Below are 23,148 nucleotides of genomic sequence, written 5' to 3'. Positions count from 1 at the left end.
CAGGGGGCGTAAAAAGAATGAGTTTCACAGTCCGCGCCCCACCATGGGACTGTAAAAAGGCGAAAACTTGGTGATTTTTACCGGGCGATCGCCACGTTCAGACGGGGATCGCCGGTGGCGTCCGCAGGCTGGCGCGATGCCGCCTCGGGCGTGGGATAGCCCGCCGGCGTCTGCACGGCGGCTTCCGGCACCGGCCCTGGCATGGCCTGTTCCGAGACGCCGCTGCCCATGAGGCCCAGCGCGGAACAAGCCTGCGCGGTGGACTTGTCGGGCTTGGGACCGGCGCTATCGGAGGTGCAGATCGACCAGATCATCATCGACATCAGCCGCCCTGCCAGTTCCGGCTGCCCCAGGTTGGAGGCATTGGCCGCAGCCATGCCGAACTTTTCGGCGCGGCGCAGCGATTGGCAGGACTTGTCGAAGACCGGACCTGATCCGCCGATGCTGATGCCGATCGGCGCCGCACTGGCACCGCCACTGGCCGTGCCGCCGCAATAGTCGCTGCTGAAGCTGCTCGATGCGGCCAGCGGCACGGCGTTGTTGGTGTAGACCTTCTGGGTGCGATGGTTGGTCGAATTGAACGTGACGGCAACCCCTTGCTGGTTCGTCGACGTTGCCGTCTGCCCCTGGATCTGCCCCTGCGTCTGGGAGTTGTTGGCTTCCTGACCCTGCGTCTGGTTCGAATTCGAGCCCGACGTGGAACCGGAAACGGCGTTCGATCCCGAGGAACTGGTCGAGGTCAGGTTCCCCTGCTCGTTAACCGGCGCATTGATGTTGGTCGGATTGCTCGACGACGTTGCTCCCGACGAAGATCCAGAGTTTGCTGCAGAATTACTTCCGCTTTCTGAAGTCGTCGTCTGAGCCATGACCTGCGGCGATACAGTTGCCGCAAGTACTATCGAGACTGCAACAATGTGCGAGTGCACGTTCCTTTTCATGACCGTAACCCCTATTCCAAGCCCTCCCGGGCGGTGAAAAGAACTCACTTGATATCCACTGGACGCACTGATCCGCTCCGAAAAATTCGGAAAATCAGAACCATCAAACGGCACAGAGAGTGTTCAAGGCACCGGGTGTCCGGGTCGTAAGGCACCGCCTACACCCCAGCTGACAAGCACGAAACGCGCCGCACAGCATGGTGTATTAAGTGCGAATTTCCCTGGCACGGAGTGTCCGAGCACATGAATATCCCGAGTGATTACATAACACTCCGAATATTCTATTTTTGGATTTGCCCTGTTTCTTGGCACAGCCCGAAACTGCGAGGCATAAGTTGTTCCCGAAAGCCCCCGATGTCAAATGGGTCAATTTAACAGCACAATACGCACCAATACCTAAGTATCATTCGGGCGCATCTCGATGTTATGAAATAGAAAACCCCCTGCCCCTGGCCAGGACAGTCCATTCACTGCGGTCAATGGTGGACAGTTTCAGAGCCCGATCCAAAAGTTGTTGAGCAATACCAGCATGTTATGATTCACGCCGTCCTTGCGAGAGATGGAGTGATCAATGGCATGGACTGGCATTGCTCGAGAGGAGCATAGCCGCAAGGGACTGCGTTATCCAAGCGACATGACGGATAAGGAGTGGGCGCTGGTGGCCCCGTTCATTCCCCCGGCAAAGCAAGGCGGTCGGCGGCGCAGCACGAATATGCGCGAAGTGGCCAACGCGCTGCTCTATCTGGCTTCGGCCGGGTGTGCCTGGCGCCTGCTGCCCAAGTGCTTTCCACCGGTCTCGACGGTTCGGCGCTATTTCTACGCCTGGCGTAACGCGGGATTGTTCGAGGTGATGAACACGCTGCTGGTCATGAACCTGCGAGAGATCGAGGGGCGCGAAGCCTCTCCCAGTGCGGGCATCATCGATAGCCAGAGCGTGAAAACGACCGAAAGCGGCGGCCCGAGTGGATATGACGCGGGCAAGAAAGTCAAAGGCCGCAAGCGTCATATCCTGACCGACACCTCCGGTTTTCTGATCTCCATCCTCGTGCACACCGCCGATATTCAGGACCGTGATGGCGCCGTCGACGTGCTCAAAGGCATATGCCAGCGCTTCCCCTGGCTGCGCCATATCTTCGCCGATGGTGGCTACGCCGGAGACAAGCTCAGGAGAGCACTCGCCAAAGTCGGGAATTGGGTAATCGAGATCATCAAGCGTTCCGACAAGGCCGAGGGCTTCGAAGTCCTCCCGCGCCGCTGGGTCGTCGAGCGCACGTTCGCCTGGCTGGGGCGGTGCCGCCGCCTCGCAAAGGACTGGGAGGCGACCATCGCCTCGTCTACCGCCTGGGCCACGATCGCTTCTATCCGCATGCTCATCCGCAGAACCGCAAGATATTGCTACGCTTGAGACACTTTTGAATCGGGCTCTCAGGTTACACGTAAACGCCAATCAGCATACAAGGCACCATCGAGGGGAGTCGAAAATCGAGTCGCTTAGTTTTGTGTAGGGAGGGAGCGACATGGAATCCTTGTGGGATGATTGTGAACATCTAACTTCACGCGAAATCGAAGTACTCCAATTGGTTGCACGAGGTTTATCGGCGAAGGAAATCGCCATAGAGCTCGAAATCGCAGCCTGTACGGTTGCCCGGCACGTCGAAAACGTCCGACTGAAGACTCGAACGCGCAACCGCACCCACATGATCGCGCATCTGCTCTGCAAGGGCATGCTGCAAGTGGAACCGGAATACCTCTAGGCGCGCCCTATCTGGCGCCCAAATGACCAACCGATCGAACCAAAGCGCCTCTGGGCCGGCAGATTGTCCGCCCAGAGGCGCTTTGGTTCGGGATGGCGGTCAATAGCGAGCCGCGCAGGGACTGCGCAAAAAACCCATTGCTGCGCCAGGAAGGATCGGAACAGGGACTTGTTCCACTCCTTCCCTTCGTGCGCATGGTCCAAAAGGCCGCGCCTGCAGCTTCCGCCTTCAGGACTGTTCGGATTTGCCGATCTGACCGTGTCAACCGGCGCGCAAAACTGACCCCCTATCGGCGCCCAATATTGACCCCACCTTTCGGTAGTCTGGCGGTTATCCCGGTAGTCGATAGGAGGGGCCCACGGACGACGACGCGCACCGTCAGGTGTGCTGGCGGCGGCGTCCGTGGGAGGTCCCTGTTGACCCACCGGGTTAACCGCCGGGGATGGGGGTCCGGGGGAAGGGGTTTTCGGCTCAGTTCCGGTTTTTGAACCGCCAGCTGTCATTGCCCGTCTCGATGATGTCGCAGTGGTGCGTGATGCGATCGAGAAGAGCGGTGGTCATCTTGGGGTCGTGGAAGACGCTCGGCCATTCGCCGAAGGCGAGATTGGTCGTGATAATGACCGAGGTCTTTTCGTAGAGCTTGCTGATCAGGTGGAAGAGCATCTGGCCACCGGACCGGGCGAACGGCAGGTAGCCGAGCTCGTCAAGCACCACGAGATCAAGCCGCGAGAGTTGGGTGGCAAGGCTGCCGGCCTTGCCCAGGCGAGCCTCTTCCTCAAGCCGGTTCACCAGATCGACCGTATTGAAGTATCGGCCTCTGGCACCGGCGCGCACCACTGCGGCGGTGATGGCGAGAGCCAGATGAGTCTTGCCCGTGCCTGTTCCGCCGATCAGCACGATATTGCGCCGTTCCGGCAGGAACGAGCCCGTATGAAGCGAGCGGATCAGTCCTTCGTTGATCGGCGTGCCATCGAACATGAACCCATCCAGGTCCTTGATCGCCGGAAGCTTGGCTGCGGTCATGCGATAACGGATCGATGCCGCATCCCGGTGCGCCGTCTCCGCACGCAACAGGTCGCCCAACATCTCCATGACCGTTCTGTCTCGGCGGATGCCGTTGGTGACGGCATCATCGAAGGCCGCCACCATGCCCTTGAGCCCCAGCCCCTTGAGGGCGGCCATGATCTCATGCCGCTGCATCGAGGTCTCGCACGGTATCGTAGCGGCCGCAGTTCGCCTCTGGCGGATGCTTGAGCTTCAGGTTGACGACGACGTCCATAGCCTGGGCATCATGAGGCTCGCGGCGACGGGACAGGATGTTGAGGATGATCTCGTCGCTGATAGTACCGGCGCTGAGTGCCTCGCGCACTGCGGCCTCGACAGCCTCCAGGCCATCTTCGGGGACAGCGGCGAGGACGCGTACAAAGCGCCGGTCGGCATCGTCGCCCTTGCCCAACTTACGCCGCAATTGGGCCAGTGCAGGTGGGAGAGCCCAGTCCTGGAAGGGAGCACCATTGCGCAACGCACCGGGCTTGCGGGCGAGGATGGGCAGGTAGTGCCATGGATCGAAGATTGTCTGGTTCCGGCCGAAGACCCGTTCGTGTTCGGCCACGACAGCGCCGTCGCAGCGGATCACGATGCGCGTTGCATAGGCCCGCACCTGCACAGCCTGATGGGCCGCCTTTGCCATCACCGAGTACCGATTGCGATCGAAGCTCACGAGGCACGTCGAACTGGCTACGTGTTCGCTCTCGAAGAACCCGTCGAAGGGAACCGGTAGCGGTTGCAGCATCGGCCGCTCCACCTCCAGCGCCTGCGCGATCGTCATGCCTTCCTGGTCAGGATGCTGGTTGCGTTCCGCCCAGCGCCGGCACTCGGCTTCCAGCCAGATGTTCAGTTCCTCGAGGCTGGCAAAGCGCAGGCGCGGCTTGAACAGGCGCTCCCTACTGGTCTGAACCTGGTTCTCGACCTGACCCTTCTCCCACCCTGCGGCAGGACTACAGGCCACCGGCTCAACGCGATAGTGGTCCGTCATGATCAGAAACCGCCGGTTGAACAGGCGTTCCTTGCCGGTGAACACCGTCGTCACCGCCGTCTTCATATTGTCGTAGATGCCGCGCGTCGGAATCCCACCGAAGAAGGCAAAGGCGCGGGCATGTGCGTCGAACACCATCTCTTGCGTCTCGCGAGGATAGGCACGGACAAATGGTGCCCGTGACCAGCAAAACCGCATATGCGCGACCTTCACGCGCATTGGCTTGCCGGCGATCTCGACGTCCTCATGGCTCCAGTCGAACTGGTAAGCCTCGCCGGGCCGGTACATCAACGGGATGAACGCCTTGGTCATATCGCCGGCGTCAACGCGACGCTCACGCTTCCAGCGTGCAGCATAGCGCCGCACAGCGTCATAAGAGCCGCCAAACCCTTCGCGCTGAAGCAGATCATGGATCCGCGTCATGCGAAGCCGGTCACGCCGGGGCAGCCCTTCGTTCTCTTCAAGCAGTTCTTCCAGGCGAGTGCTGAAAGGGCCGGTCTGCGGCCGATGCTGTTCCTTGCGCTCGTAACTGGCATCCGCGTTCGGCGCCCGGATCGCCTTGCGCACCGTGTTGCGCGACAGCCGCAAATCCCGCGCTATCGCCTTGATCGGCTTACCGTCCCGGTGCTCCCGACGGATCCTCGTAATCGTCTCCACAACCAACATCCCTGTACCCGCCGTCCGGAACCGAAACGGCGGCGCTTCTCACAATGAGATGAAGGGGGTCAATTTTAGACGCCGATCACCCCGCTAAGGGGGTCAATTTTGCACGCCGCTCCACAGTTAAGGTAGATGTTTATGTTCGCAGGGCTGATGAGATCGGACCACCCCTCTGCCCTCGCCCGCTCCGCCGCTTCCCGAGGTGTCAGGTCGGGGTAACGCTTCGATGCACTCTTGGGGAGAAAGCGCAGCGTCTCCATGAAATCTCGACACGCTGCCCGGTTGAGATTTTCCATGGGGGTATCAGCCCCCATGATCGATAGGGCCAGCCGCCGCGCTGTTTCATATGCAAGCCGGGTTCGCGCCGACCATTCGCGCGTCGGATCGTCCATGAAGCGACCGTAGACCTCATCGAGAGTATAGCGCGGCGCGATAGGTGCGGCCTCGACTTTGGCGACCGACGCTCTCAACGACATGCCCTGCACAACCTCCCCCACTTCGGTCCCGGACGGTTGAAGCAGCGCCACATCGACGATCTCACCCAATTCCAGTCGGGCAGATTCGAGCAGCCCCTCGATCTCACCGATGATCGCGTGAGACCTTCTCAACGCCATGCGGGGGCTGTCAGTCTCCAATGAGCGCCAGATTTCAGTTTTGCCGAGAACGCCGCGAAGCGCAGGGGGAACACATTTTCTCACATGGAAAATGCCCCGCTTCTCGACGAGCAAACTGGGCCGGTTTTGTAGACGCTTTTTGTAGACGCGATTATGTCGATTTCTCGAAGAATTCCAATGGGTTACACTGATATCAGCGTGTGCGTTTTGTAGACCACTTTCGTAGACAGGACGCGCTTGAGACCGTCTGGGTGACGATTTCTCAAGGATTTCAGGGAGTTCTGGGGGGATGGTGAGCCCTGCTGGGTTCGAACCAGCGACCTACTGATTAAAAGTCAGTTGCTCTACCGACTGAGCTAAGGGCCCCCGTTGCCGGGCGCGGCCGTGAACGGCTGCGGAAGGGGTCACCTAGGGGTAGGGAGAGCCTTGGTCAAGCGGGCATGAAGCTGGTTTATCGTCAGACCCGTCAATGGATCGCGCCAGGTGCCCGCAATCCTGCGCGCGGGGCCCAGCACGAAGTCGCGCGAACGGAAGGCCGGATGGGGGATAACCAGACTCTGATCGCCCTCACCCGCCGCCCAGGGACCGCCGTTCCACAGCACGATATCGAGATCGAGCACCCGCGAGCCCCAAGCCGCGCCGCGGCGCCGACGACCGAACTTGTGCTCGACCTTCTGTAACTTGTGCAAAACCTCGTCAGGCTCGCGCCTGGTGCGGATCAGCGCCACGCCGTTTGCATAGCAGCGCCGGGACGGGCCGAGCGGCGCGCTGTCGATCACCGGAGAGGCGACCAGCACCTCGTACTTGCCATTATCCAGCGAATCCAGTGCAGCGGCGAGCACCTTGCGCGGGGCACCATGGCGCGGATGACGCATGTTGGAGCCGAGCGCGATCAGATAGGTGTGCTTCGCCAAGGTACCCGGCTCCCCCGCGTGTTGTTCGGATGTGGCGGCTTAAATGTCCTGCGCGATACGCGTGTAGAGTTGCGGGCGCCGGTCACGGAAAAAGCCCATGCCGGCCCGGTGCCTGGCGGCGCGCGCAAGGTCCAGCGTGGAAACCAGCACGCCCGTTTCATCCCGTCCGAACTCGGCGACGTAATCGCCCCATTCGTCGGTGATGAAGGAGTGGCCGTAGAAGGTCTGCTCCGTCCCGCATTCCGATTCGATGCCGATGCGGTTGGCGGCGATCACCGGCATGCAGTTCGATACCGAGTGGCCCACCATCGCCCGGCGCCACATGCGGCTGGTGTCCAGCGCAGCGTCATAGGGCTCCGAGCCGATGGCAGTGGGATAGAACAGCAGTTCCGCCCCCATCAGCGCCATGACGCGCGCACATTCCGGGTACCACTGGTCCCAGCACACACCGATGCCGACCTTGGTGCCGAGAACGTCCCACACCTTGAACCCGTCGTTTCCGGGGCGGAAGTAGTACTTCTCCTCGTAGCCGGGGCCATCGGGGATGTGGCTCTTGCGATAGGTGCCGATGATCTCGCCATCAGTGCCGATCATCGCCAGCGTATTATAATAGTGGTGGCCGTCGCGCTCGAAGAAGCTGGTGGGGATCACCACCTTCAGCTTCGCCGCCAGCGCCTTCATCGCGATGACCGAGGGATGCTCGGCAGTCGGGCGGGCGATCGCGAAGAGTTCCTCTTCCTCGGTCTTGCAGAAGTAGGGACCGGAGAACAGTTCGGGCGGCAGCACGATCTGCGCGCCCTTGGCGGCGGCTTCCTCCACCAGCGCGGAGACGGCGGCGATGTTCTCGCCCTCGTCGGCGGAATTGAGCGCGAGCTGGAGCGCGGCAACGGTGATCTGGGTCATGCGGTAATCCAAATGAAGACGGGGCGCCCCCTATCAGCCCCGCTTGCGGAACAGAAGCGTCATCCGGTCGCTCTCGCCGATGGAGAGGTACTTGGCGCGGTCCTGGTCCTTCAGCGCCAGCGTGGGCGGCAGCGTCCAGACACCGCCCGGCCAGTCGGCGCTGTCCTTGGGATTGGCACTGATCTCGGACTGGCCGACGAGGTCGAAGCCCTGCGCCTGCATGAACCTGATGACGTCCGCCTGCTTGAGATAGCCCTTCGATCCATCGGCATAGGCATCGGGCGCATCGGCCTTGGCGCGGTGCTGTTCGATGCCGATCAGGCCGCCGGGCTTGAGCAGATCGCGCATCGCCGCGAATTCGCTCGCGGCGATGTTCCAGCGCAGCAGGTTGTGCAGCATGCGCGGCACGATGATGACATCGAAGGTGCCCTTCTCACCCGCCGGGATCGCGCCGGTGGTATAGGCCGCAAAGCGATCCGCCGGCAGGCCGGTGAACTTCGCCACGTCGGCCGGGTATTCAGCAGCGTTCTTGCGAATGTTGGCCTGCGTCTCCGGCTTGAAAGCCGGACTGTCGGGATTGTAGTAGAGCCCCACCAGATGGCCCTGCTGGCCAAGGTAGAGCCCCAGCAGGCGCGAATACCACTCCCCGCCCGGCGCATATTCGCCGACCTTCATGGTGGGGCCGACACGGAAGAAGCTGAGCGTTTCCACCGGATGGCGATACTGGTCGCGGGCGCGGTCTGCCTCTCGCAACGGATTGGCGGCGGCGAGTTCCAGCAGCGCCTCGCAGCCCTTGCAGGCCTGCGCTTCGGTCTTTTCTTCCGTCGCAGTCGCGCAAATCGGTGCGGCGAGCACGCCGAGGAACGTCGAAAGGGCGATCAGGGCGCGGCGCATGGCGAGTCTCCGGTAACGAGGCTGTCGATGCGGCGAAGGTAGTTGTCTCTCGCACAATAACAAGGCGCCCAATGACAACGCGTTCAAGCATACCTATCTAGCGGCCCAACTTCCCCTCATGAGGATCAAGCTACCAATGGAAACGGCAATCGTTGCAGGCGGGTGCTTCTGGTGCACCGAAGCGGTGTTCCGCGATGTCATCGGCGTGGACTCGGTCGAAAGCGGCTATATCGGCGGCACTGTCGCCAACCCCACCTACAAGCAGGTCTGCGAAGGCACCACCGGCCACGCCGAAGCGATCCGCGTGAACTACGATCCCTCGGTCCTGTCCTACGGCGACCTGCTCGACGTGTTCATGGGCACCCATGACCCGACGCAGCTCAACCGCCAGGGCAACGACGTCGGCACGCAGTACCGCTCCGCGATCTTTCCGCTGGACGATGCCCAGGCCGCCGAGGCCGAAGCGGCCGTCGCCCGTTCGAACGAGGACAACAGCGGCAAGGTCGTCACCACCATCGAAGGCTTTGCAGACGGCAAGCAGAACGAGGCATGGTATCCGGCCGAAGACTACCACCAGGAATACTGGGACGGCGAAGGCCAGCGTAACCCTTATTGCCTCGCGGTGATCCCGCCCAAGCTGATGAAGCTGCGCAAGAGCTTCCAGAACAAGGTCAAGGACTGAACGCCGCCCGGCTCGCAGGTTCCGGTCGTTCTTCCGGCCCTCGATCCGCGCGCAAACATTACCGGTCGCCATGTCTCATTTCGAGACATGGCGAAACCGCCATTTCCCAAAACGCCAAGTATAGATAGTGAATTCTATGAAGTAGTTTTTAACTTGGCGAATCCACCCATGACCCGTGTGCGCACCAAAATCGGCAAGTTCTCGCTGTCCGTCACTGTCGCTGCGCTGGCACTGACGGCCACGCCCGTACTGGCCTCCTCCGACATCGCCGGGATCGACGTTCTGAAGACCTGGAACCTCGTGGTGCTGGGCGATCTCACCTCCTCCTCGGAAGTGGAAGGACGCACGTTTGTCGGCGGCAATCTCGACGGCAATGCCTCGAACTACCAGATCACCGCCCTGCCCGCGTCCAGCACCGACACCCCGGGCCTGACCGTGGTGGGCGATGTCAACGGCGGCTACAAGAACCTCAACAACGGGTCTGGCGCGATCGTCGGCGGCAGCGTCAACAGCGGCCTCAACCTCAACGGCGCGGCGCAGACGGTGCTGGTGGGCGGCACGATCAGCAACACCAACGTCAACAACAACACCGTCACCTCGGGCCTTGCCGCCAGCGACCCGCAATTCGTGCAGGACCTCAACCAGCAGAAGAGCCTGATCACCACCTCGATGGAGAGCCTCAGCCACTCCATGAGCACGGAGACGGCAAACAGCCAGCTCTCGATCAGCGGCAATACCGGCACGTTCAACGCGCAGCCCGACGCGAGCGGCGTCGCCGTGTTCAACATCTCGGCGGCCGACCTCGACAAGATCGGCGAGATCAAGTTCAACCTGAACGGCGCGGATACCGCCATCGTCAATGTCTCGGGCAGCTCGATCAAGCTCGACGACAATTTCCTCGGCGGCACCAACAACCTCGGCGAACATGTCGTCTGGAACTTCTACGAAGCCGACGACCTGTCGCTCACCACGGCATGGGGCGGTTCGGTGCTGGCGCCCGGCGCGGCGGCAACGACCTCGAACTACATCCAGGGTTCGGCCGTGTTCGGCAGCCTCGTCCAGAACGGCGAGATGCACGTAGGCACCTATACCGGAGGCTACACCCCGCCGAGCGGCTCCAATCCGCCCTCGAGCTCGGGCGGCAGCACCGACGTGCCGGAACCGGGCATGATGACTCTCTTCGCGCTCGGCCTCGGTGCACTGCTGTTCTGGCGCCGCCGCAGCCGCACGGCCTGAAGGTCCGCTAGGAAACCACGGTTCGCGCATAAATATTTGCGCCAGCAGCGGCCGCCAGATTGCCTGGACGGCCGCTGTCGGTGCAATATTGGCAGGCCTCTTCCGGAGTCGCTGCCCGTGCGCGCAAGCCACGCTATTCTTTCGCTTATTCTGGCCGGACTGCCGGCATTTGCCGCCGCCGCGCCGCAGCCGCTCGGGCCGCTCCTGCAGGGCCCCGGCGGAGCGATCGTCATCACCGGGTGCCCGCCCGGCGGCGATCACGACGAGACCTGCCGCGCCATCGCCGCCAGCGGCCCGGACGGGCCTGTAACCATGGGCAGCGGCTACATGCAGGTCTCGCTGCTGTGGTCGCAAACGGCCAGTTCGGGCGAACCGAACGCCCTTGTCCTGGGTGGCTACGGCGGTTCGGGCGGCAAGGCGGATCTCTACGCCGTGACGTTCGCGCCGCAGCTCGCCTATCGCCGGATCGGCGGGGAACGCTTCGACAGCGTCACCGTCAGCAAGGCCCCCGGCCCCTTGCATCTCAACCTTCCCTTCGACGTGGAGTTCTTCAACGGCGCCCCGCATGCCGGTGCCATCGTCGTGCCGCTGCCGGTGATCTGGACGGGCGACGACTTTGCGGTCGACCTTGCCCGGCTGACGAGCCGGACCTACTCGGCCAGCGAGTTCGACTTCCGCGTCCTTGCCGTCGGCGCGGAACTCGCGGCCTGGCAGGACAAGGCATACCCTGCAAGGCGCCTCTATCCGCCGGAAGCAGGCGGCGGTACGCCCGTCGCTGCCACGGCCCTCGTCGAGATGATGCTGACCGGCCACGCCGATCAGGCGCGTGACCTTCTGGACCGCAGTTGGCCCCGCGACCGGGAGCAGGCCGACAAGCCGGTGGAGGGCAAGACGGCGTTCTGGGCGGCACTGTGCAAGGCCGTCGTGCAGGAACCATCGTGGACGCGCTTCGGGCTCGATCGCCTGCCGCACGCGGACCTGATCGAACGGGCCGCAAAAGCCTCGTGACCAGCGCCTGAAGCAGTTTCCGCGCCACCAGGTGATCAGGCGGCGCGGACAACGCGTAGAACCAAAATTTTAGAGCATTTTCTCGTCAGGGGACGTCACCTGCCCGGAGTCCATCAGCCAGTCCCGGCGCCAGACACCGTGCTTCTCGCGCCGGACCGCCATCCCGCACGAACTGCAATTGCCGACAAAATGGCCACCGTCCCACGTCACGTGTTTGCGGTCAGGCTCATGGCGGCCTAGCCGGCATTGCACAAACTGGGGTAAAAACCGCACCATCGCGACTGCTTCCTCAAAGAGAGCAGCAGCCCGCGCGGCATTTTATTGCAGCGCGGAACCAGCCATGCTCGCATCACCCTTGAGGCCAAGGATGCCTGAGACTTGCGAGTCGTTGCAATGCAAAACATACGTAGTTTACCGGAGGCACGGCACGCCTGCTCCGGCAGCGGTTAAAGGCATGGGACGGACCGTTTTTCCCGGCCCGCCCACATCCCAAAGCCGATCTTATAGCAACCTGTGCTGAGCTTGCCTCATCGCAGGTTGGTAAGCCCGCGCGGCGCCAGAGCGTTCCAAGCTGCTGATGCGTCAGCATCACTGCTGCTTGGTATTACGCGCGGATCCAGCGCGCCACGAAGAAGCCGTCGAGACCGCCCGCATCCGCCAGCATGCCCGGATCGGTGCGCAACCAGCCTTCCGCCGTCGGCACGAGACCCTCGGGAAGTTCCCCGGTCGTGACCGGCGCCGGGGTCAGCGCAACCCTGGAGGCCTGCTCCTCGCCTTCTTCCGGCTCCATCGAGCAGACCGCGTAGACCAGCGTGCCACCGGGCTTCAGCCAGCCTGCCGCGCGTTCGAGCATGGCTGACTGGATCTCCACCATCTCGCCGATCTGGCGTGCGGCGATGCGGTGCAGCACGTCGGGATGGCGGCGTGCGGTGCCGGTGGCAGTGCACGGCGCGTCGAGCAGGATCGCATCGAACTTCTCTTCCGGCGCCCACTTGAGCGCATCGGCCTGGACGATCTCGGCAGCAAGACCGGTGCGCTTGAGGTTGTCGCCGAGACGTTCGAGGCGGCGTTTCGACAAATCGAGCGCGGTAACCTGCCAACCGGCGGCAGCCAGTTGCAGCGTCTTGCCGCCGGGCGCAGCACAGAGATCGAGCACCTTGCGCCCCTCCCCAGCCCCCAGCAGGCGGGCGGGAAGGCTGGCGGCCAGATCCTGCACCCACCAGGCGCCATCGCGGAAACCTTCAAGATGCTCGACCGCCGTACCGCGCGACAGGCGGACATGGCCGGGCATGAGCGAGATGCCGCCCAGTCGCTCCGCCCACGCAGCCGTTTCCGCCGGATCGCGCAGCGCGAGATCGAGCGGCGGCGGCGCGGCCAGACCGCCAGCGATGTCGACCACACGCTCGCCCCACGCGGCGGACCAGCGCTCGATCGCGGCTTCGGGCAGCGTCGGCACGGCGGGCAGCACGGCTTCACGCCGGGTCACAGCCGAGAACACGCCGTGCGCAAGACGGCGCGGGCCGCCCATGAGCAGCGGCAAGCCGGTGGCTATGACCGCATGGGCCGGGGTTTCCAGACGCAGGACCTGCGCCAGCATGATCTCCAGCACGGCGCGGGCCTTGGCATCGTCGGCCAGCGGCAGGCGGGTGGCGGAATCGATCAGATCGTCAAGGTCGGCCCGCCAGCGCAGCACTTCGCCGGCAATGGCGCGGGCGAGCGCCCGGTCCGCGTCGCCGCTCACGCGGGCAAGCGCCGAACCGGCCGCCTGGTCGAGCGTTTCGCCACGCCGCAGCACGGCATCGATAAGGTTGAGCGCGGCACGGCGCGCCGGAAGGCCGGGAATATCCATCGCCGCCCCCTTATAGACGATTGCGTTTTGACGCCACCCACACCACATGGCTGCCATGACCGAACGCGCCACAAAACGTCCCGAAGGCTTCGCCAAGCCCGCCCACTGGACGAACGAGCCCGCGCCCCAGCCTTCTTCGCAGGACGCGGCGAAGCCGGATGAGGACGCCGATCCCGACGGCATTTCGCCCACCCGCTACGGCGACTGGGTCCGCAACGGGATTGCCGTGGATTTCTGAATAGACGCGCGCGCCGGGATCACCAGTCGCGCGCCATGGACGGCAGGCGCCTGACCAGGAAGTCGATCCATGCCCGTGTCTTGGCCGCAGGCCGGCGGGAACGATGGGTGACGGCATGGACGGCACCGAGGTCGATCAGTTCGGCGCCAAGGTCGAGTTCGACCAAGCGTCCATCGGCAATCGCCCGGTCCACGAAAAAACGCGGTCCGTAGACCAGCCCCATTCCCGCTATCGCCGCCTGCGCCAGGACCTGCCCGTTGTTGGCATGGAACGAGCCGCGCACCGCCACGGCTCGGCTGCCATCGGCACCAAACCCCCAGCGGGTCGTCCCGGCCTCCCCGCTCAGGGTATAACCCAGGCACTCATGCGCGGCGAGATCCTCGATCGATTGCGGCGTGCCGTGCCGCTCGAGATAGGCCGGCGATGCGCAGATGCACAGTCGCACCGGCGCGATCCGGCGGGCGACAAGGTTGCTGTCCGCCAGCTTGCCGATGCGCACCGCCACGTCCCAGCGTTCTTCCAGCAGGTCGACCACGCGGTCATTGAGGCCCAGTTCGATCGTCACCGCCGGATAGAGCGCATGAAACTCGGTGACGAGATCAACCAGATAGGCGCTGCCGAAAGCGGCCGGCCCCGAGACCCGAAGAAGCCCTTCCACCGAGGCGGAACGCGCCATCGTCTCGGCATCGGCTTCCTCCAGTTCGGCAAGCACCCGCTCGGCCCGGTCGAGATAGGCCGCCCCGGCCTCGGTCAGGGCCAGACGGCGCGTGGTGCGGTTCACCAGGGTCACGCCAAGGCGCTGTTCAAGCGCGTTCAGGTGCTTGGCCGCCATCGCCGGAGACATCGACAATTCACGCGCAGCGGCGGAAAGGCCGCCCAGCCGGATCGCCCGCACAAATACCTCGATGCCCTTCAGACGGTCCATGCCATGCCCCTATTTGACACCACCGGTATAAATTCATTCAACGAATGGCAGTATTATCACCAATGAGGCAAAGGTCTAGATCTTCACGCGAAAGGAAGCCCCCATGACCTCACCTTCTTCCGCTGCCATTTCCGCCTCGACCGCCCCTTACGGCGCCTTTGTCCTGCGCGTCACCCTTGGCGTCACGTTCCTCGCGCACTTCGCGCTGAAGCTGTTTGTCTTCACTCCTGCCGGAACCGCCGCCTATTTCGGCAGCCTCGGCCTGCCGCCTGCGCTCGCCTATGTGACGATGGCCGCCGAATTCCTGGGCGGCCTGGCGCTCATCACCGGCTTCAAGGCCCGCGCCGTTGCCCTGGCACTGATCCCGCTGCTGGTCGGCACGATCATCACCGTACACGGCGCCAACGGCTTCTTCTTCAACGCCCCCGGCGGCGGCTGGGAATACCCCGCCTTCTGGTCGATCGCTCTCCTTGTCCAGGCCCTGATCGGCGACGGCGCCTTTGCGCTCTCGCCCACGCTCCGCAAGGCCTGAACCACCGTCCCGCAAAGGATCCTGTCCCATGACCCGCCAACCCAGCTTCTACATTCCCCACGGCGGCGGCCCCTGCTTCTTCATGCCCGATCCGCAGGGCAACTGGACCTCGATGGCCGAGTTCCTGCGCTCGCTGCCCGCCCGCCTGCCTGAGCCGCCCAAGGCCATCCTGGTGGTTTCAGGTCACTGGGAAACCGAGGGCTTCGCCTTCACCGGCGCCGAAACCCCGGCGCTGCTGTTCGACTATTACGGCTTCCCGCAGCACACTTACGAGCTGCGCTTCGACGCCCCCGGCGCGCCCGATCTGGCGAGCGAAGCGGCACGGCTGCTGCGCGAGGCAGGCTTCACCGCCGGTCTCGACAGCCAGCGCGGCTACGACCACGGCGTTTTTGTCCCGCTCAAGGTTTCCTGGCCCGAGGCCGAAGTGCCGGTCGTCGAAATGTCGCTCGACCGTTCGCTCGATCCGGCACTGCACCTCGCCGCCGGCAAGGCGCTTGCGCCGCTGCGCGATCAGGGCGTGCTTATCGTGGGTTCGGGCATGAGCTTCCACAACATGCGCGGCTACGGCAATCCCGCCTCCACCGCGCCCTCGCAGACGTTCGACGCCTGGCTCACCGCCGCCGCGACGAGCGATGCCGAAACCCGCGCCGCAGCGCTCACCGGGTGGGCCGAGGCACCGGGCGGCCGCTTCTCGCACCCCCGCGAGGAACATCTCTTGCCGCTGATGGTGGCCGCCGGGGCATCGGAAGCGGCGGGCGAGAAAGTCTACTCCGATCTCGTGCTAGGCACGGCGATCTCGGCCTTCCAGTTCAACTGAACCCAGGAGCGGGCAGGCTTGAACCTGCCCGCTTCTTTCAATTCAGCAATTCGCAGCGGTTCCGCCCGCCGCGCTTGGCCGCATGGAGCGGGCCAGTCCCGGTCGCCTCCCCGCCCCGGCTCACTGGAAATCGAACAGCCTCCGTTGCTCCCCTTGAACATCCTCAAATTCGTGAAAACACCCAGAGCGATGACGGGAATTTCAGCCGATACCGAGATGGATCAGGGCAGGATCTCGATCGGCGTGCCATCGCCCACCGACTGCCAGAGCATCTCGATCTGGGCGTTGGATACCGCGATGCAGCCATCGGTCCAATCGCCCGCAGGACGGCGATCCGACCCGTTCGGCTGGCCATGGATCATGATCATCCCGCCCGGCGAACGCCCCTGCCCGGCCGCATAGTCGCGGTCCGCCGTATTGGGGTACGAGATGTGGAGCGAGAGGTGATAGGCACTGTCCGGGTTGCCCCAGTCGATCTGGTAGCGACCTTCGGGTGTGCGCTCATCGCCTTCGAAACGCTTGGGGCCAAGGGGCTGGTCACCCAGCTGGATATGCTCGATCACGCGGACCACGCGGCCGCCGGACCAGAGTTCCATGCGCCGCTCCGACTTGTCGACGCGGATCAGGTCGATCGGCGGAAGCGGTTCGGCCCGCACCGCCGATGCCCCCAGCAAAAGCAAAAGCGGCGCGAGAATGATCCCGCGCCGCTTTTCGACTTGCGCGAAGATGCCGAGGCATCCCCGCAAGGCAGCGCTCAAACGCCGCGCCGGCCGGGTCAGGGTTCGCCGGGTTTCCCTCAACGAACCCACGGCATCAGTCCTGGAAAGGATCGCGAACGAGGATGGTATCCTCGCGCTCGGGGCTGGTCGAAACCAGGGCCACCGGGGTCTCGATCAGTTCCTGCACGCGCTGGATGTACTTGATCGCCTGCGCGGGCAGGTCGGCCCAGGAACGGGCGCCGGCAGTGGTGCCCTGCCAGCCGTCCATTTCCTCGTAGATCGGCTCGACCTTGGCCTGATCGGCGGCGTGGCTGGGGAAGTAGTCCAGCACCTTGCCGTTGAGGCGGTAGCCGGTGCAGATCTTCACCTTCTCGAAGCCGTCGAGAACGTCGAGCTTGGTCAGCGCAATGCCGGTCACGCCGGAGATTGCGCAGGACTGGCGGGTCAGCACCGCATCGAACCAGCCGCAGCGGCGCTTGCGGCCGGTGACGGTGCCGAATTCATGACCACGCTCGCCCAGACGCTGGCCGGTCTCGTCTTCCAGCTCGGTCGGGAACGGGCCCGAACCGACGCGGGTGGTGTAGGCCTTGACGATGCCGAGCACGAAGCCGGTGGCCGAGGGGCCAAGGCCCGAACCCGAAGCCGCCGTGCCCGAAACCGTGTTCGAGCTGGTGACGAAGGGATAAGTGCCGTGGTCGACGTCGAGCAGCACGCCCTGCGCGCCTTCGAACAAGATGCGGGCGCCGGCCTTGCGGACCTTGTTGAGGCGCTTCCACACCGGCTGGGCGAACTGGAGAACGAAAGGCGCGATCTCGCGCAGTTCGTTGATCAGTGCCTCGCGGTCGACCGGCGGCTGGTTGAAACCGGCACGCAGCGCATCGTGGTGGGCGCAGAGACGGTCAAGCTGCGGCTCCAGCGCATCGAGGTGGGCGAGGTCGCAGACGCGGATGGCGCGGCGGCCGACCTTGTCTTCATAGGCCGGGCCGATGCCGCGGCCGGTGGTGCCGATCTTGCCCGAACCGGCCGCCGTCTCGCGCAGGCCGTCAAGGTCGCGGTGGAGCGGCAGGATCAGCGGGCAGTTGTCGGCAATCGCGAAGTTCTCGGGATTGATCTCGACGCCCTGGCCGCGCAGCTTCTCGACTTCCGACTTGAGGTGCCAGGGATCCAGCACCACGCCGTTGCCGACGATCGACAGCGTGCCGGTGACGATGCCCGAAGGCAGCAGGCTCAGCTTGTAGACCTGGTCGCCGACGACCAGCGTGTGGCCGGCATTGTGGCCGCCCTGGAAACGGACAACGGCGTCGGCGCGGCTTGCCAGCCAGTCGACGATCTTGCCCTTGCCCTCATCGCCCCACTGGGCACCGATCACGGTTACGTTGGCCATGGATATACTCCTCCACCCTGCCACGGTGGATCCAATAACGCCCTTCGACAGGACTCGGCGATATGGATTTGTGGTGAGGCAATCGCGCCCCGGCTTTTCGTGGGCGCCCTAAGAGGAAGGCGGGGGCCTAGTCAAGCACTGCGTGGCGCGCGCGTGTACGGTCTTGATGTGGTGTGTTCATGACGGAACATTACAGTGCCGTTTCATCTCGCCGCGATTCAGGACCAACGGAGTTTGCGACCATGATGAAGCTGCCCCTGCCTTGCTTGTCCCTCTGCGCCGTGCTCCTGCTGACCACGGCGGCCACCGCGCCTGCCGGGCCGCAGGAAACCGGCATCAGCTACGGCACCGAGGCCCTGCAGACCCTCGATTTCTGGCCCGCTGCGACCAGCGGACCAGCCCCGCTGGTTCTCTTTGTCCATGGCGGCGGCTGGAAACGCGGCGACAAGGACAATGCCACCGGCCAATACAAAGTGGCGCACTACACCGGCGAGGGTTACGCCTTTGCCAGTCTCAACTATCGTCTCGTGCCGGACGCGACAGTGGAACAGCAGGCACAGGACATTGCCGATGGGCTCGCCGCGCTGCTCAAACGCGCCGATGCGCTGGGTATCGCGCGCGGCAAGGTCGTGCTGATGGGGCACAGCGCCGGCGCGCAACTGGTCGCACTGGTCGGCACCGATCCGCAATATCTGCGCAAGGCCGGGCTTTCCTATGCCGATGTCGCGGGCGTCATTCCCATCGACGGCGCCGCTTACGACGTGCCTTCGCAGATGACGGACGGTCCGCGCATCATGCAGCGCACCTACGCACAGGCCTTCGGCACCGAGCCTGCCCGCCAGCGCGCCCTCTCCCCCACCGATCAGGCGGCCGCCTCCAATGCGCCGGCCTTCCTGCTGCTCCATGTGCAGCGACCGGACGGCGTGCGCCAGGCCGAAGCGCTCGAAGCGGCGCTGCGCAAGGGCGGCACCCGGGTGGAGCGCAAGGGCTTTTCCGGCGAAGGGCTGCGCGGGCACATGGAGATCAACCGGGAACTGGGCGATCCGGCCTATCCGGCGACCGCCCCGGTCGATGCCTGGCTGAGGCAGGTATTCGGGAAGGGTTGATCCCTTCCCGCCCCGATCACACCGCGACCGCCTCGCCGCCTTGCAGGATGTGCGAGCAGCCGAGCGCAATCGCATCGTCGCTTTCGGACAGCGCCGCCACCGTCACCCAGCCCACCGCACGCTGACGCGCGGCCAGCGCCGCATCGTGGCCAAGCGGCAGGAACAGGCGCTGCGGCGCTTCGGCCTTGGCGGCCAGCAGGTCCACCAGCAGGTCGGGATAGAGCGAGAAGCCGGTTGCCGATTCGGGATGGTGGCCGGTCTGGCCGAGAATGCGGTAGGTGCCGCCGCGGCCAAGGCTTCCGGCAATGCCCTCGGCATAGATCGTGAAGCCGAACCACGACTGGTACTCGAAACCATGACGTTCCGAAGGATCCAGCGTCAGGCGCGCCTTGCCGCCGACACGCGCGGCAATCTCGCGAAGACCGGCGATGCGGCCTGCCAGCGCGCCGCTGGCGTCGAACGCGGCAAGGCGCTCGATCGCGCTCTCGAACGGGCCGACGGCATAGAGCAGCGGCAGGTAGCCCTCGCCGCCCACATCGACCAGACCGCCCGCGTCCTTGGCGTCGAGCATCTGGCGCACCGCCTCGATCCGGCCAGCAGGCAGCGGCAGCGCTTCGGCCGAAAGCGTATCGACCAGATCGGGCAGCGTGAAATCGACCGAAATGCCGGTGGCCCCGGCAGCAGTGAGCGTCTCGATGGCGAGTTCGACGATCTCGGCAGCGGCGGCCACCGAATCGGTGCCGATCAGTTCGGCGCCAAGCTGCAGCCGCTCGCGGCGCGGGTCGAGGCCGTCCCCCTTGATGGTGCAGACCTGTCCCGAATAGGACAGACGCAGCGGACGCGGCACTTCGGCAAGGCCGGTGGCGGCGATGCGCGCGACTTGCGCGGTCATGTCCGAGCGTAGCGCCAGCATCCGCAAGGAAACCGGATCGACGAAACGGAACATGCGGCGCACCTGCACGCCCGCCATGCGGTGCGCGAGCGCCTTCTCGAATTCGATCAGCGGCGTCTCGACGCGCTCGTAGCCATGGCTGGCCAGCACGTCATGCGCGGCGCGGCGCACGGTTTGCGAGGCCCAGGCCTGCTGCTGAAGACGGTCGCCCAGTCCTTCGGGCAAGAGATCGCGGTCGTTATCCTGCATAGCGAGGGCGCCCTTAGCCCGCCCCGCCCCGAATGTCGAATGCGCTTAGAGTTCGATTGAAAAATGCCCGAGGGCATTTTTAGAGCGGCACCGGCCCACTCCCCCACCCGACCACCCATCAGGATACACTCGTGGGAGGTCGGGTGGGGGAGTGGGCCGGTGCCGCAAAATCCGCCTGCGGCGGATTTTCAACCAAATATCAACCTGCACACGCCCACGCGAACAGATCGCAATCTGCCGCATAAAAATCACGCACGAATGCTTCCTGCCGCTCGCTCAGTCCGCAAGGCCGCCGCTTCGAGGTGTTCAGACGCGGAATGCCACCGAGGCGCTCCAGCCCCGGCATGTCGGCAATCTCGTCCAGCCGATCGTAGGGCACCAGCCGATCCACCGCCAGCGCGCCGTCCGGGCCTTGCAGATACCATGCCTGTGGGCGGAAAATGTGGTCGAGATGAAACGGCGAACGTGCCCGCTGCAGATGGGCGATCGCGCAATCGACATCGCGAAATGCCTCGTAGCGCCCCCGGAACGGCTCCGAGACGATGCGGTCGCGCGTGCCGCCGGTGCGGGCATAAGCAAAGGCCGAAAGGAAGCGCTCCACCGGATCGCGGACGACTGCGAAGCTCGGCAGGTCCAGCATGCCAGGCGCCACCTTGGCGTAATAGCGCGCCGTCGCATGCTTGACCTGCGTGCCGTAGAGCATGTGCGACACCGATGTGCCCGCATTCTTGGGCACGTGAACGAACAGCACCCCGCGCTCGCGAATGCGCGAGAGCCGCTCCCGCCGCTTGGCGTCGAGGCGCGGCGCGATGCCCCAGCGGCACAGCCGCTCCGGCACATCGCTCACCAGCCGCACGCCGAACGCGTGGGCCACCAGCTTGTTCACTCCGGTCGTTCCGGTACTGCTTTGACGGACTTGTGGCATGGCTGTGACCATGCCGACCGTATGTAGTGGGCAAATTGCGGCATGTTGCAGCTATGCGTCAGGCCGCACGGGAGGCACGGCAATCCCTCGAAAACGGAAAAGGGGCCGGCATCCGAAGACACCGGCCCCTTCCGTTTGGAGCTATAATCCGCCCGGTCAGATGAACTTGAGCGCCTTGACCGTCTTCACGCCCGGAAGCGCGGTGGCCGCCTTGAGGACGTCCTCCGGCACGGCGCTGTCGACCGAAAGCAGCAGCACGGCCTCGCCGCCGGCATCGCGGCGACCGAGGTTGAAGGTGCCGATGTTGATCGCGTTTTCGCCCAGCAGGGTGCCGATGCGGCCGATGAAGCCCGGCGCGTCCTCGTTGACGATGTACATCATGTCACCAGCGAGTTCCGCCTCGACCTTGATGCCGAACAGTTCGACCAGACGCGGTTCGCCATTGTTGAACAGCGTGCCGGCCACCGAGCGCTCGCCCGCTTCGGTCTTCACCGAAACGCGCACCAGCGTGTGGTAGTCGCCCTCGCGCTCGGTCTTCACTTCGCGCACTTCAAGGCCGCGCTCCTTGGCGAGGAACGGCGCATTGACCATGTTCACGGTGTCCGACTGGACGCGCATGAAACCGGCCAGCACGGCGGCGGTGATCGGCTTCTGGTTCAGTTCAGCAGCCGCGCCCTCGACGTGGATCGAGATGCGGGGAACCGAATCGCGGGTCAGCTGGCCGACCATCGAACCCAGCATTTCAGCCAGCTTCATGTAGGGCTTCAGCTTCGGCGCTTCCTCGGCCGAGAGCGAGGGCATGTTGAGCGCGTTGGTGACGCCGCCGTTGACCAGGAAGTCGGCCAGCTGCTCGGCAACCTGAAGCGCCACGTTTACCTGCGCTTCGGTGGTCGATGCGCCAAGGTGCGGGGTGCAGATGAAGTTCGGCGTGCCGAACAGCGGCGAGTCCTTGGCGGGCTCGGTCTGGAACACGTCGAGCGCGGCACCGGCGACGTGGCCGTTGTCGAGCATGGTCTTCAGCGCGGCTTCGTCGATCAGGCCGCCGCGGGCGCAGTTGACGATGCGCACACCCTTCTTGGTCTTGGCCAGGTTCTCGGCCGAGAGGATGTTGCGGGTCTGGTCGGTCAGCGGCGTGTGCAGCGTGATGAAGTCCGCCTTTTCGAGCAGGGTGTCGAGATCGGCCTTCTCCACGCCCATTTCCACGGCGCGTTCCGGGGTCAAGAACGGGTCGAACGCAACGACCTTCATCTTCAGGCCGAGCGCGCGGCTGGCGACGATCGAGCCGATGTTGCCGGCACCGATCAGGCCCAGCGTCTTGCCGGTGACTTCAACGCCCATGAAGCCGTTCTTCGGCCACAGGCCCTGCTGGGTCTGGGCGTTGGCTTCGGGGATCTGACGCGCGAGGGCGAAGATCATGGCGATGGCGTGTTCGGCGGTGGTGATCGAGTTGCCGAACGGGGTGTTCATGACAACCACGCCCTGGGCCGAAGCGGCCGGGATGTCGACGTTGTCGACGCCGATACCGGCGCGGCCGATCACCTTCAGGTTCTTCGCGGCGGCGAGGATTTCCTTGGTGACCTTGGTCGACGAACGGATCGCGAGGCCGTCATAATCGCCGATGCGGGCGATCAGCTGCTCGGGCGTTTCGCCGGTGATGACGTCTACGTCGCAGCCACGAATCTCGAAGATACGGGCGGCATTGGGGTCCATCTTGTCCGAAATGAGGACGCGGGGCTTGGTCATGATCTTGTTCCCTTATCGTCATCCCCGCGGATTGTGCGGGGGGCCGCTCGTCGAACGCAGCTCTGGCGCCGGGCGGAAGGAAGGAAAGCGGGGCCCCCGCCTATGCGGGGGCGACGCCATTTATGGTATTT

The 23,148-nt window shown here is 64.4% G+C and carries 23 protein-coding genes and 1 tRNA gene; 9 read left to right on the top strand and 15 right to left on the bottom strand.

The window, feature by feature from the left end; genetic code table 11:
• Positions 1 to 77: 77 nt before the first annotated feature.
• The gene (locus DM450_RS25700) at positions 78 to 866 is read right to left on the bottom strand and encodes a hypothetical protein (protein ID WP_185928699.1); all 789 of its coding nucleotides are present in this window, start codon (positions 864 to 866) and stop codon (positions 78 to 80) included.
• 643 nt (positions 867 to 1,509) lie between these two features.
• Here DM450_RS25700 and DM450_RS03710 point away from each other — a divergent pair.
• A complete protein-coding gene (locus DM450_RS03710; protein ID WP_142632654.1) occupies positions 1,510 to 2,343 on the top strand; it encodes an IS5 family transposase in 834 nt (277 codons plus the stop codon).
• A 112-nt stretch (positions 2,344 to 2,455) separates the two neighbouring features.
• On the top strand, positions 2,456 to 2,692 hold the full coding sequence (locus DM450_RS03705) for a response regulator transcription factor (protein WP_142632653.1): 237 nt from the start codon (positions 2,456 to 2,458) through the stop codon (positions 2,690 to 2,692).
• A gap of 471 nt (positions 2,693 to 3,163) precedes the next feature.
• Here the strand turns inward: DM450_RS03705 and istB are convergent, their stop codons facing one another.
• The 7 genes from istB to DM450_RS03670 form a co-directional block, all read right to left on the bottom strand.
• Positions 3,164 to 3,892 (bottom strand): IS21-like element ISSsp4 family helper ATPase IstB, encoded by a 729-nt coding sequence (gene istB / locus DM450_RS03700; protein WP_013831348.1) that lies wholly within the window; start codon positions 3,890 to 3,892, stop codon positions 3,164 to 3,166.
• Entirely contained in the window at positions 3,879 to 5,393 is a 1,515-nt protein-coding gene (gene istA, locus DM450_RS03695; protein WP_142632652.1) for an IS21 family transposase, read from the bottom strand. The genes istB and istA overlap by 14 nt, the downstream gene beginning before the upstream one ends.
• 65 nt (positions 5,394 to 5,458) lie before the next feature.
• Positions 5,459 to 6,115, bottom strand: coding sequence for a DUF6538 domain-containing protein (locus tag DM450_RS03690; protein WP_142632651.1), 657 nt, complete (start codon positions 6,113 to 6,115; stop codon positions 5,459 to 5,461).
• 176 nt (positions 6,116 to 6,291) lie between these two features.
• Positions 6,292 to 6,367: transfer RNA gene (locus DM450_RS03685), tRNA-Lys, on the bottom strand.
• 38 nt (positions 6,368 to 6,405) lie between these two features.
• On the bottom strand, positions 6,406 to 6,915 hold the full coding sequence (folK, locus tag DM450_RS03680) for a 2-amino-4-hydroxy-6-hydroxymethyldihydropteridine diphosphokinase (RefSeq protein ID WP_142632650.1): 510 nt from the start codon (positions 6,913 to 6,915) through the stop codon (positions 6,406 to 6,408).
• 39 nt (positions 6,916 to 6,954) lie between these two features.
• The gene (aguB, locus tag DM450_RS03675; protein ID WP_142632649.1) at positions 6,955 to 7,818 is read right to left on the bottom strand and encodes an N-carbamoylputrescine amidase; all 864 of its coding nucleotides are present in this window, start codon (positions 7,816 to 7,818) and stop codon (positions 6,955 to 6,957) included.
• Positions 7,819 to 7,851: 33 nt separating this feature from the next.
• The gene (locus DM450_RS03670; RefSeq protein ID WP_142632648.1) at positions 7,852 to 8,712 is read right to left on the bottom strand and encodes a class I SAM-dependent methyltransferase; all 861 of its coding nucleotides are present in this window, start codon (positions 8,710 to 8,712) and stop codon (positions 7,852 to 7,854) included.
• Positions 8,713 to 8,848: 136 nt separating this feature from the next.
• On the opposite strand from DM450_RS03670, the gene msrA reads away from it, so the two are divergent.
• From msrA to DM450_RS03655, 3 genes are all read left to right on the top strand, one after another.
• On the top strand, positions 8,849 to 9,394 hold the full coding sequence (gene msrA, locus DM450_RS03665) for a peptide-methionine (S)-S-oxide reductase MsrA (protein WP_142632647.1): 546 nt from the start codon (positions 8,849 to 8,851) through the stop codon (positions 9,392 to 9,394).
• A gap of 168 nt (positions 9,395 to 9,562) precedes the next feature.
• Positions 9,563 to 10,630 (top strand): choice-of-anchor A family protein, encoded by a 1,068-nt coding sequence (locus DM450_RS03660; protein WP_142632646.1) that lies wholly within the window; start codon positions 9,563 to 9,565, stop codon positions 10,628 to 10,630.
• A 117-nt stretch (positions 10,631 to 10,747) separates the two neighbouring features.
• Complete coding sequence (locus DM450_RS03655) at positions 10,748 to 11,638, top strand: hypothetical protein (RefSeq protein ID WP_142632645.1); 891 nt, start codon at positions 10,748 to 10,750, stop codon at positions 11,636 to 11,638.
• Positions 11,639 to 12,242: 604 nt separating this feature from the next.
• Here the strand turns inward: DM450_RS03655 and DM450_RS03650 are convergent.
• Entirely contained in the window at positions 12,243 to 13,487 is a 1,245-nt protein-coding gene (locus DM450_RS03650; RefSeq protein ID WP_142632644.1) for an RsmB/NOP family class I SAM-dependent RNA methyltransferase, read from the bottom strand.
• Positions 13,488 to 13,533: 46 nt separating this feature from the next.
• Between DM450_RS03650 and DM450_RS03645 the strand changes: the two genes are divergently transcribed.
• Complete coding sequence (locus DM450_RS03645) at positions 13,534 to 13,725, top strand: DUF1674 domain-containing protein (RefSeq protein WP_142632643.1); 192 nt, start codon at positions 13,534 to 13,536, stop codon at positions 13,723 to 13,725.
• Positions 13,726 to 13,744: 19 nt separating this feature from the next.
• On the opposite strand, the gene DM450_RS03640 is transcribed toward DM450_RS03645, so the two are convergent.
• Positions 13,745 to 14,650, bottom strand: a complete 906-nt coding sequence (locus tag DM450_RS03640) for a LysR family transcriptional regulator (protein WP_142632642.1) — start codon at positions 14,648 to 14,650, stop codon at positions 13,745 to 13,747.
• Positions 14,651 to 14,753: 103 nt separating this feature from the next.
• Between DM450_RS03640 and DM450_RS03635 the strand changes: the two genes are divergently transcribed.
• Positions 14,754 to 15,182: a DoxX family protein gene (locus tag DM450_RS03635; RefSeq protein WP_142632641.1), complete on the top strand. Its 429-nt coding sequence runs from the start codon at positions 14,754 to 14,756 to the stop codon at positions 15,180 to 15,182.
• A gap of 28 nt (positions 15,183 to 15,210) precedes the next feature.
• Positions 15,211 to 15,999 carry a DODA-type extradiol aromatic ring-opening family dioxygenase gene (locus DM450_RS03630; protein ID WP_142632640.1) on the top strand — a complete coding sequence of 263 codons (789 nt, stop codon included), beginning with the start codon at positions 15,211 to 15,213 and terminating at the stop codon, positions 15,997 to 15,999.
• Between the two features lie 221 nt (positions 16,000 to 16,220).
• Here the strand turns inward: DM450_RS03630 and DM450_RS03625 are convergent, their stop codons facing one another.
• On the bottom strand, positions 16,221 to 16,697 hold the full coding sequence (locus DM450_RS03625; RefSeq protein WP_409529359.1) for a murein L,D-transpeptidase family protein: 477 nt from the start codon (positions 16,695 to 16,697) through the stop codon (positions 16,221 to 16,223).
• A gap of 115 nt (positions 16,698 to 16,812) precedes the next feature.
• Positions 16,813 to 18,102 (bottom strand): adenylosuccinate synthase, encoded by a 1,290-nt coding sequence (locus tag DM450_RS03620; protein WP_142632639.1) that lies wholly within the window; start codon positions 18,100 to 18,102, stop codon positions 16,813 to 16,815.
• 245 nt (positions 18,103 to 18,347) lie between these two features.
• On the opposite strand from DM450_RS03620, the gene DM450_RS03615 reads away from it, so the two are divergent.
• Entirely contained in the window at positions 18,348 to 19,208 is an 861-nt protein-coding gene (locus tag DM450_RS03615; RefSeq protein WP_142637452.1) for an alpha/beta hydrolase, read from the top strand.
• Positions 19,209 to 19,224: 16 nt separating this feature from the next.
• On the opposite strand, the gene DM450_RS03610 is transcribed toward DM450_RS03615, so the two are convergent.
• From DM450_RS03610 to serA, 3 genes are all read right to left on the bottom strand, one after another.
• On the bottom strand, positions 19,225 to 20,349 hold the full coding sequence (locus DM450_RS03610; protein WP_142632638.1) for an ATP phosphoribosyltransferase regulatory subunit: 1,125 nt from the start codon (positions 20,347 to 20,349) through the stop codon (positions 19,225 to 19,227).
• Positions 20,350 to 20,548: 199 nt separating this feature from the next.
• Entirely contained in the window at positions 20,549 to 21,235 is a 687-nt protein-coding gene (locus tag DM450_RS03605) for a sulfotransferase family protein (protein WP_260610148.1), read from the bottom strand.
• Between the two features lie 195 nt (positions 21,236 to 21,430).
• Positions 21,431 to 23,017, bottom strand: a complete 1,587-nt coding sequence (gene serA / locus DM450_RS03600) for a phosphoglycerate dehydrogenase (RefSeq protein ID WP_142632636.1) — start codon at positions 23,015 to 23,017, stop codon at positions 21,431 to 21,433.
• Positions 23,018 to 23,148: the final 131 nt, after the last annotated feature.

Source organism: Sphingomonas sp. IC081, assembly GCF_006874585.1.
Classification (GTDB): domain Bacteria; phylum Pseudomonadota; class Alphaproteobacteria; order Sphingomonadales; family Sphingomonadaceae; genus Novosphingobium.
Note: the sequence above shows the minus strand (reverse complement) of the source record. Positions and strands in the feature narration are given on the sequence as shown.

Bases quoted from the DNA above. Each gene is read 5' to 3' on its own strand.
- DM450_RS03670 (WP_142632648.1), bottom strand. From the start codon at position 8,712: ATGCGCCGCGCCCTGATCGCCCTTTCGACGTTCCTCGGCGTGCTCGCC.
- DM450_RS03645 (WP_142632643.1), top strand. From the start codon at position 13,534: ATGGCTGCCATGACCGAACGCGCCACAAAACGTCCCGAAGGCTTCGCC.
- DM450_RS25700 (WP_185928699.1), bottom strand. From the start codon at position 866: ATGGCTCAGACGACGACTTCAGAAAGCGGAAGTAATTCTGCAGCAAAC.
- DM450_RS03640 (WP_142632642.1), bottom strand. From the start codon at position 14,650: ATGGACCGTCTGAAGGGCATCGAGGTATTTGTGCGGGCGATCCGGCTG.
- DM450_RS03650 (WP_142632644.1), bottom strand. From the start codon at position 13,487: ATGGATATTCCCGGCCTTCCGGCGCGCCGTGCCGCGCTCAACCTTATC.
- DM450_RS03660 (WP_142632646.1), top strand. From the start codon at position 9,563: ATGACCCGTGTGCGCACCAAAATCGGCAAGTTCTCGCTGTCCGTCACT.
- DM450_RS03710 (WP_142632654.1), top strand. From the start codon at position 1,510: ATGGCATGGACTGGCATTGCTCGAGAGGAGCATAGCCGCAAGGGACTG.
- msrA (WP_142632647.1), top strand. From the start codon at position 8,849: ATGGAAACGGCAATCGTTGCAGGCGGGTGCTTCTGGTGCACCGAAGCG.
- DM450_RS03620 (WP_142632639.1), bottom strand. From the start codon at position 18,102: ATGGCCAACGTAACCGTGATCGGTGCCCAGTGGGGCGATGAGGGCAAG.
- DM450_RS03615 (WP_142637452.1), top strand. From the start codon at position 18,348: ATGAAGCTGCCCCTGCCTTGCTTGTCCCTCTGCGCCGTGCTCCTGCTG.
- istB (WP_013831348.1), bottom strand. From the start codon at position 3,892: ATGCAGCGGCATGAGATCATGGCCGCCCTCAAGGGGCTGGGGCTCAAG.
- DM450_RS03630 (WP_142632640.1), top strand. From the start codon at position 15,211: ATGACCCGCCAACCCAGCTTCTACATTCCCCACGGCGGCGGCCCCTGC.
- aguB (WP_142632649.1), bottom strand. From the start codon at position 7,818: ATGACCCAGATCACCGTTGCCGCGCTCCAGCTCGCGCTCAATTCCGCC.
- DM450_RS03705 (WP_142632653.1), top strand. From the start codon at position 2,456: ATGGAATCCTTGTGGGATGATTGTGAACATCTAACTTCACGCGAAATC.
- istA (WP_142632652.1), bottom strand. From the start codon at position 5,393: ATGTTGGTTGTGGAGACGATTACGAGGATCCGTCGGGAGCACCGGGAC.
- DM450_RS03610 (WP_142632638.1), bottom strand. From the start codon at position 20,349: ATGCAGGATAACGACCGCGATCTCTTGCCCGAAGGACTGGGCGACCGT.
- serA (WP_142632636.1), bottom strand. From the start codon at position 23,017: ATGACCAAGCCCCGCGTCCTCATTTCGGACAAGATGGACCCCAATGCC.
- DM450_RS03635 (WP_142632641.1), top strand. From the start codon at position 14,754: ATGACCTCACCTTCTTCCGCTGCCATTTCCGCCTCGACCGCCCCTTAC.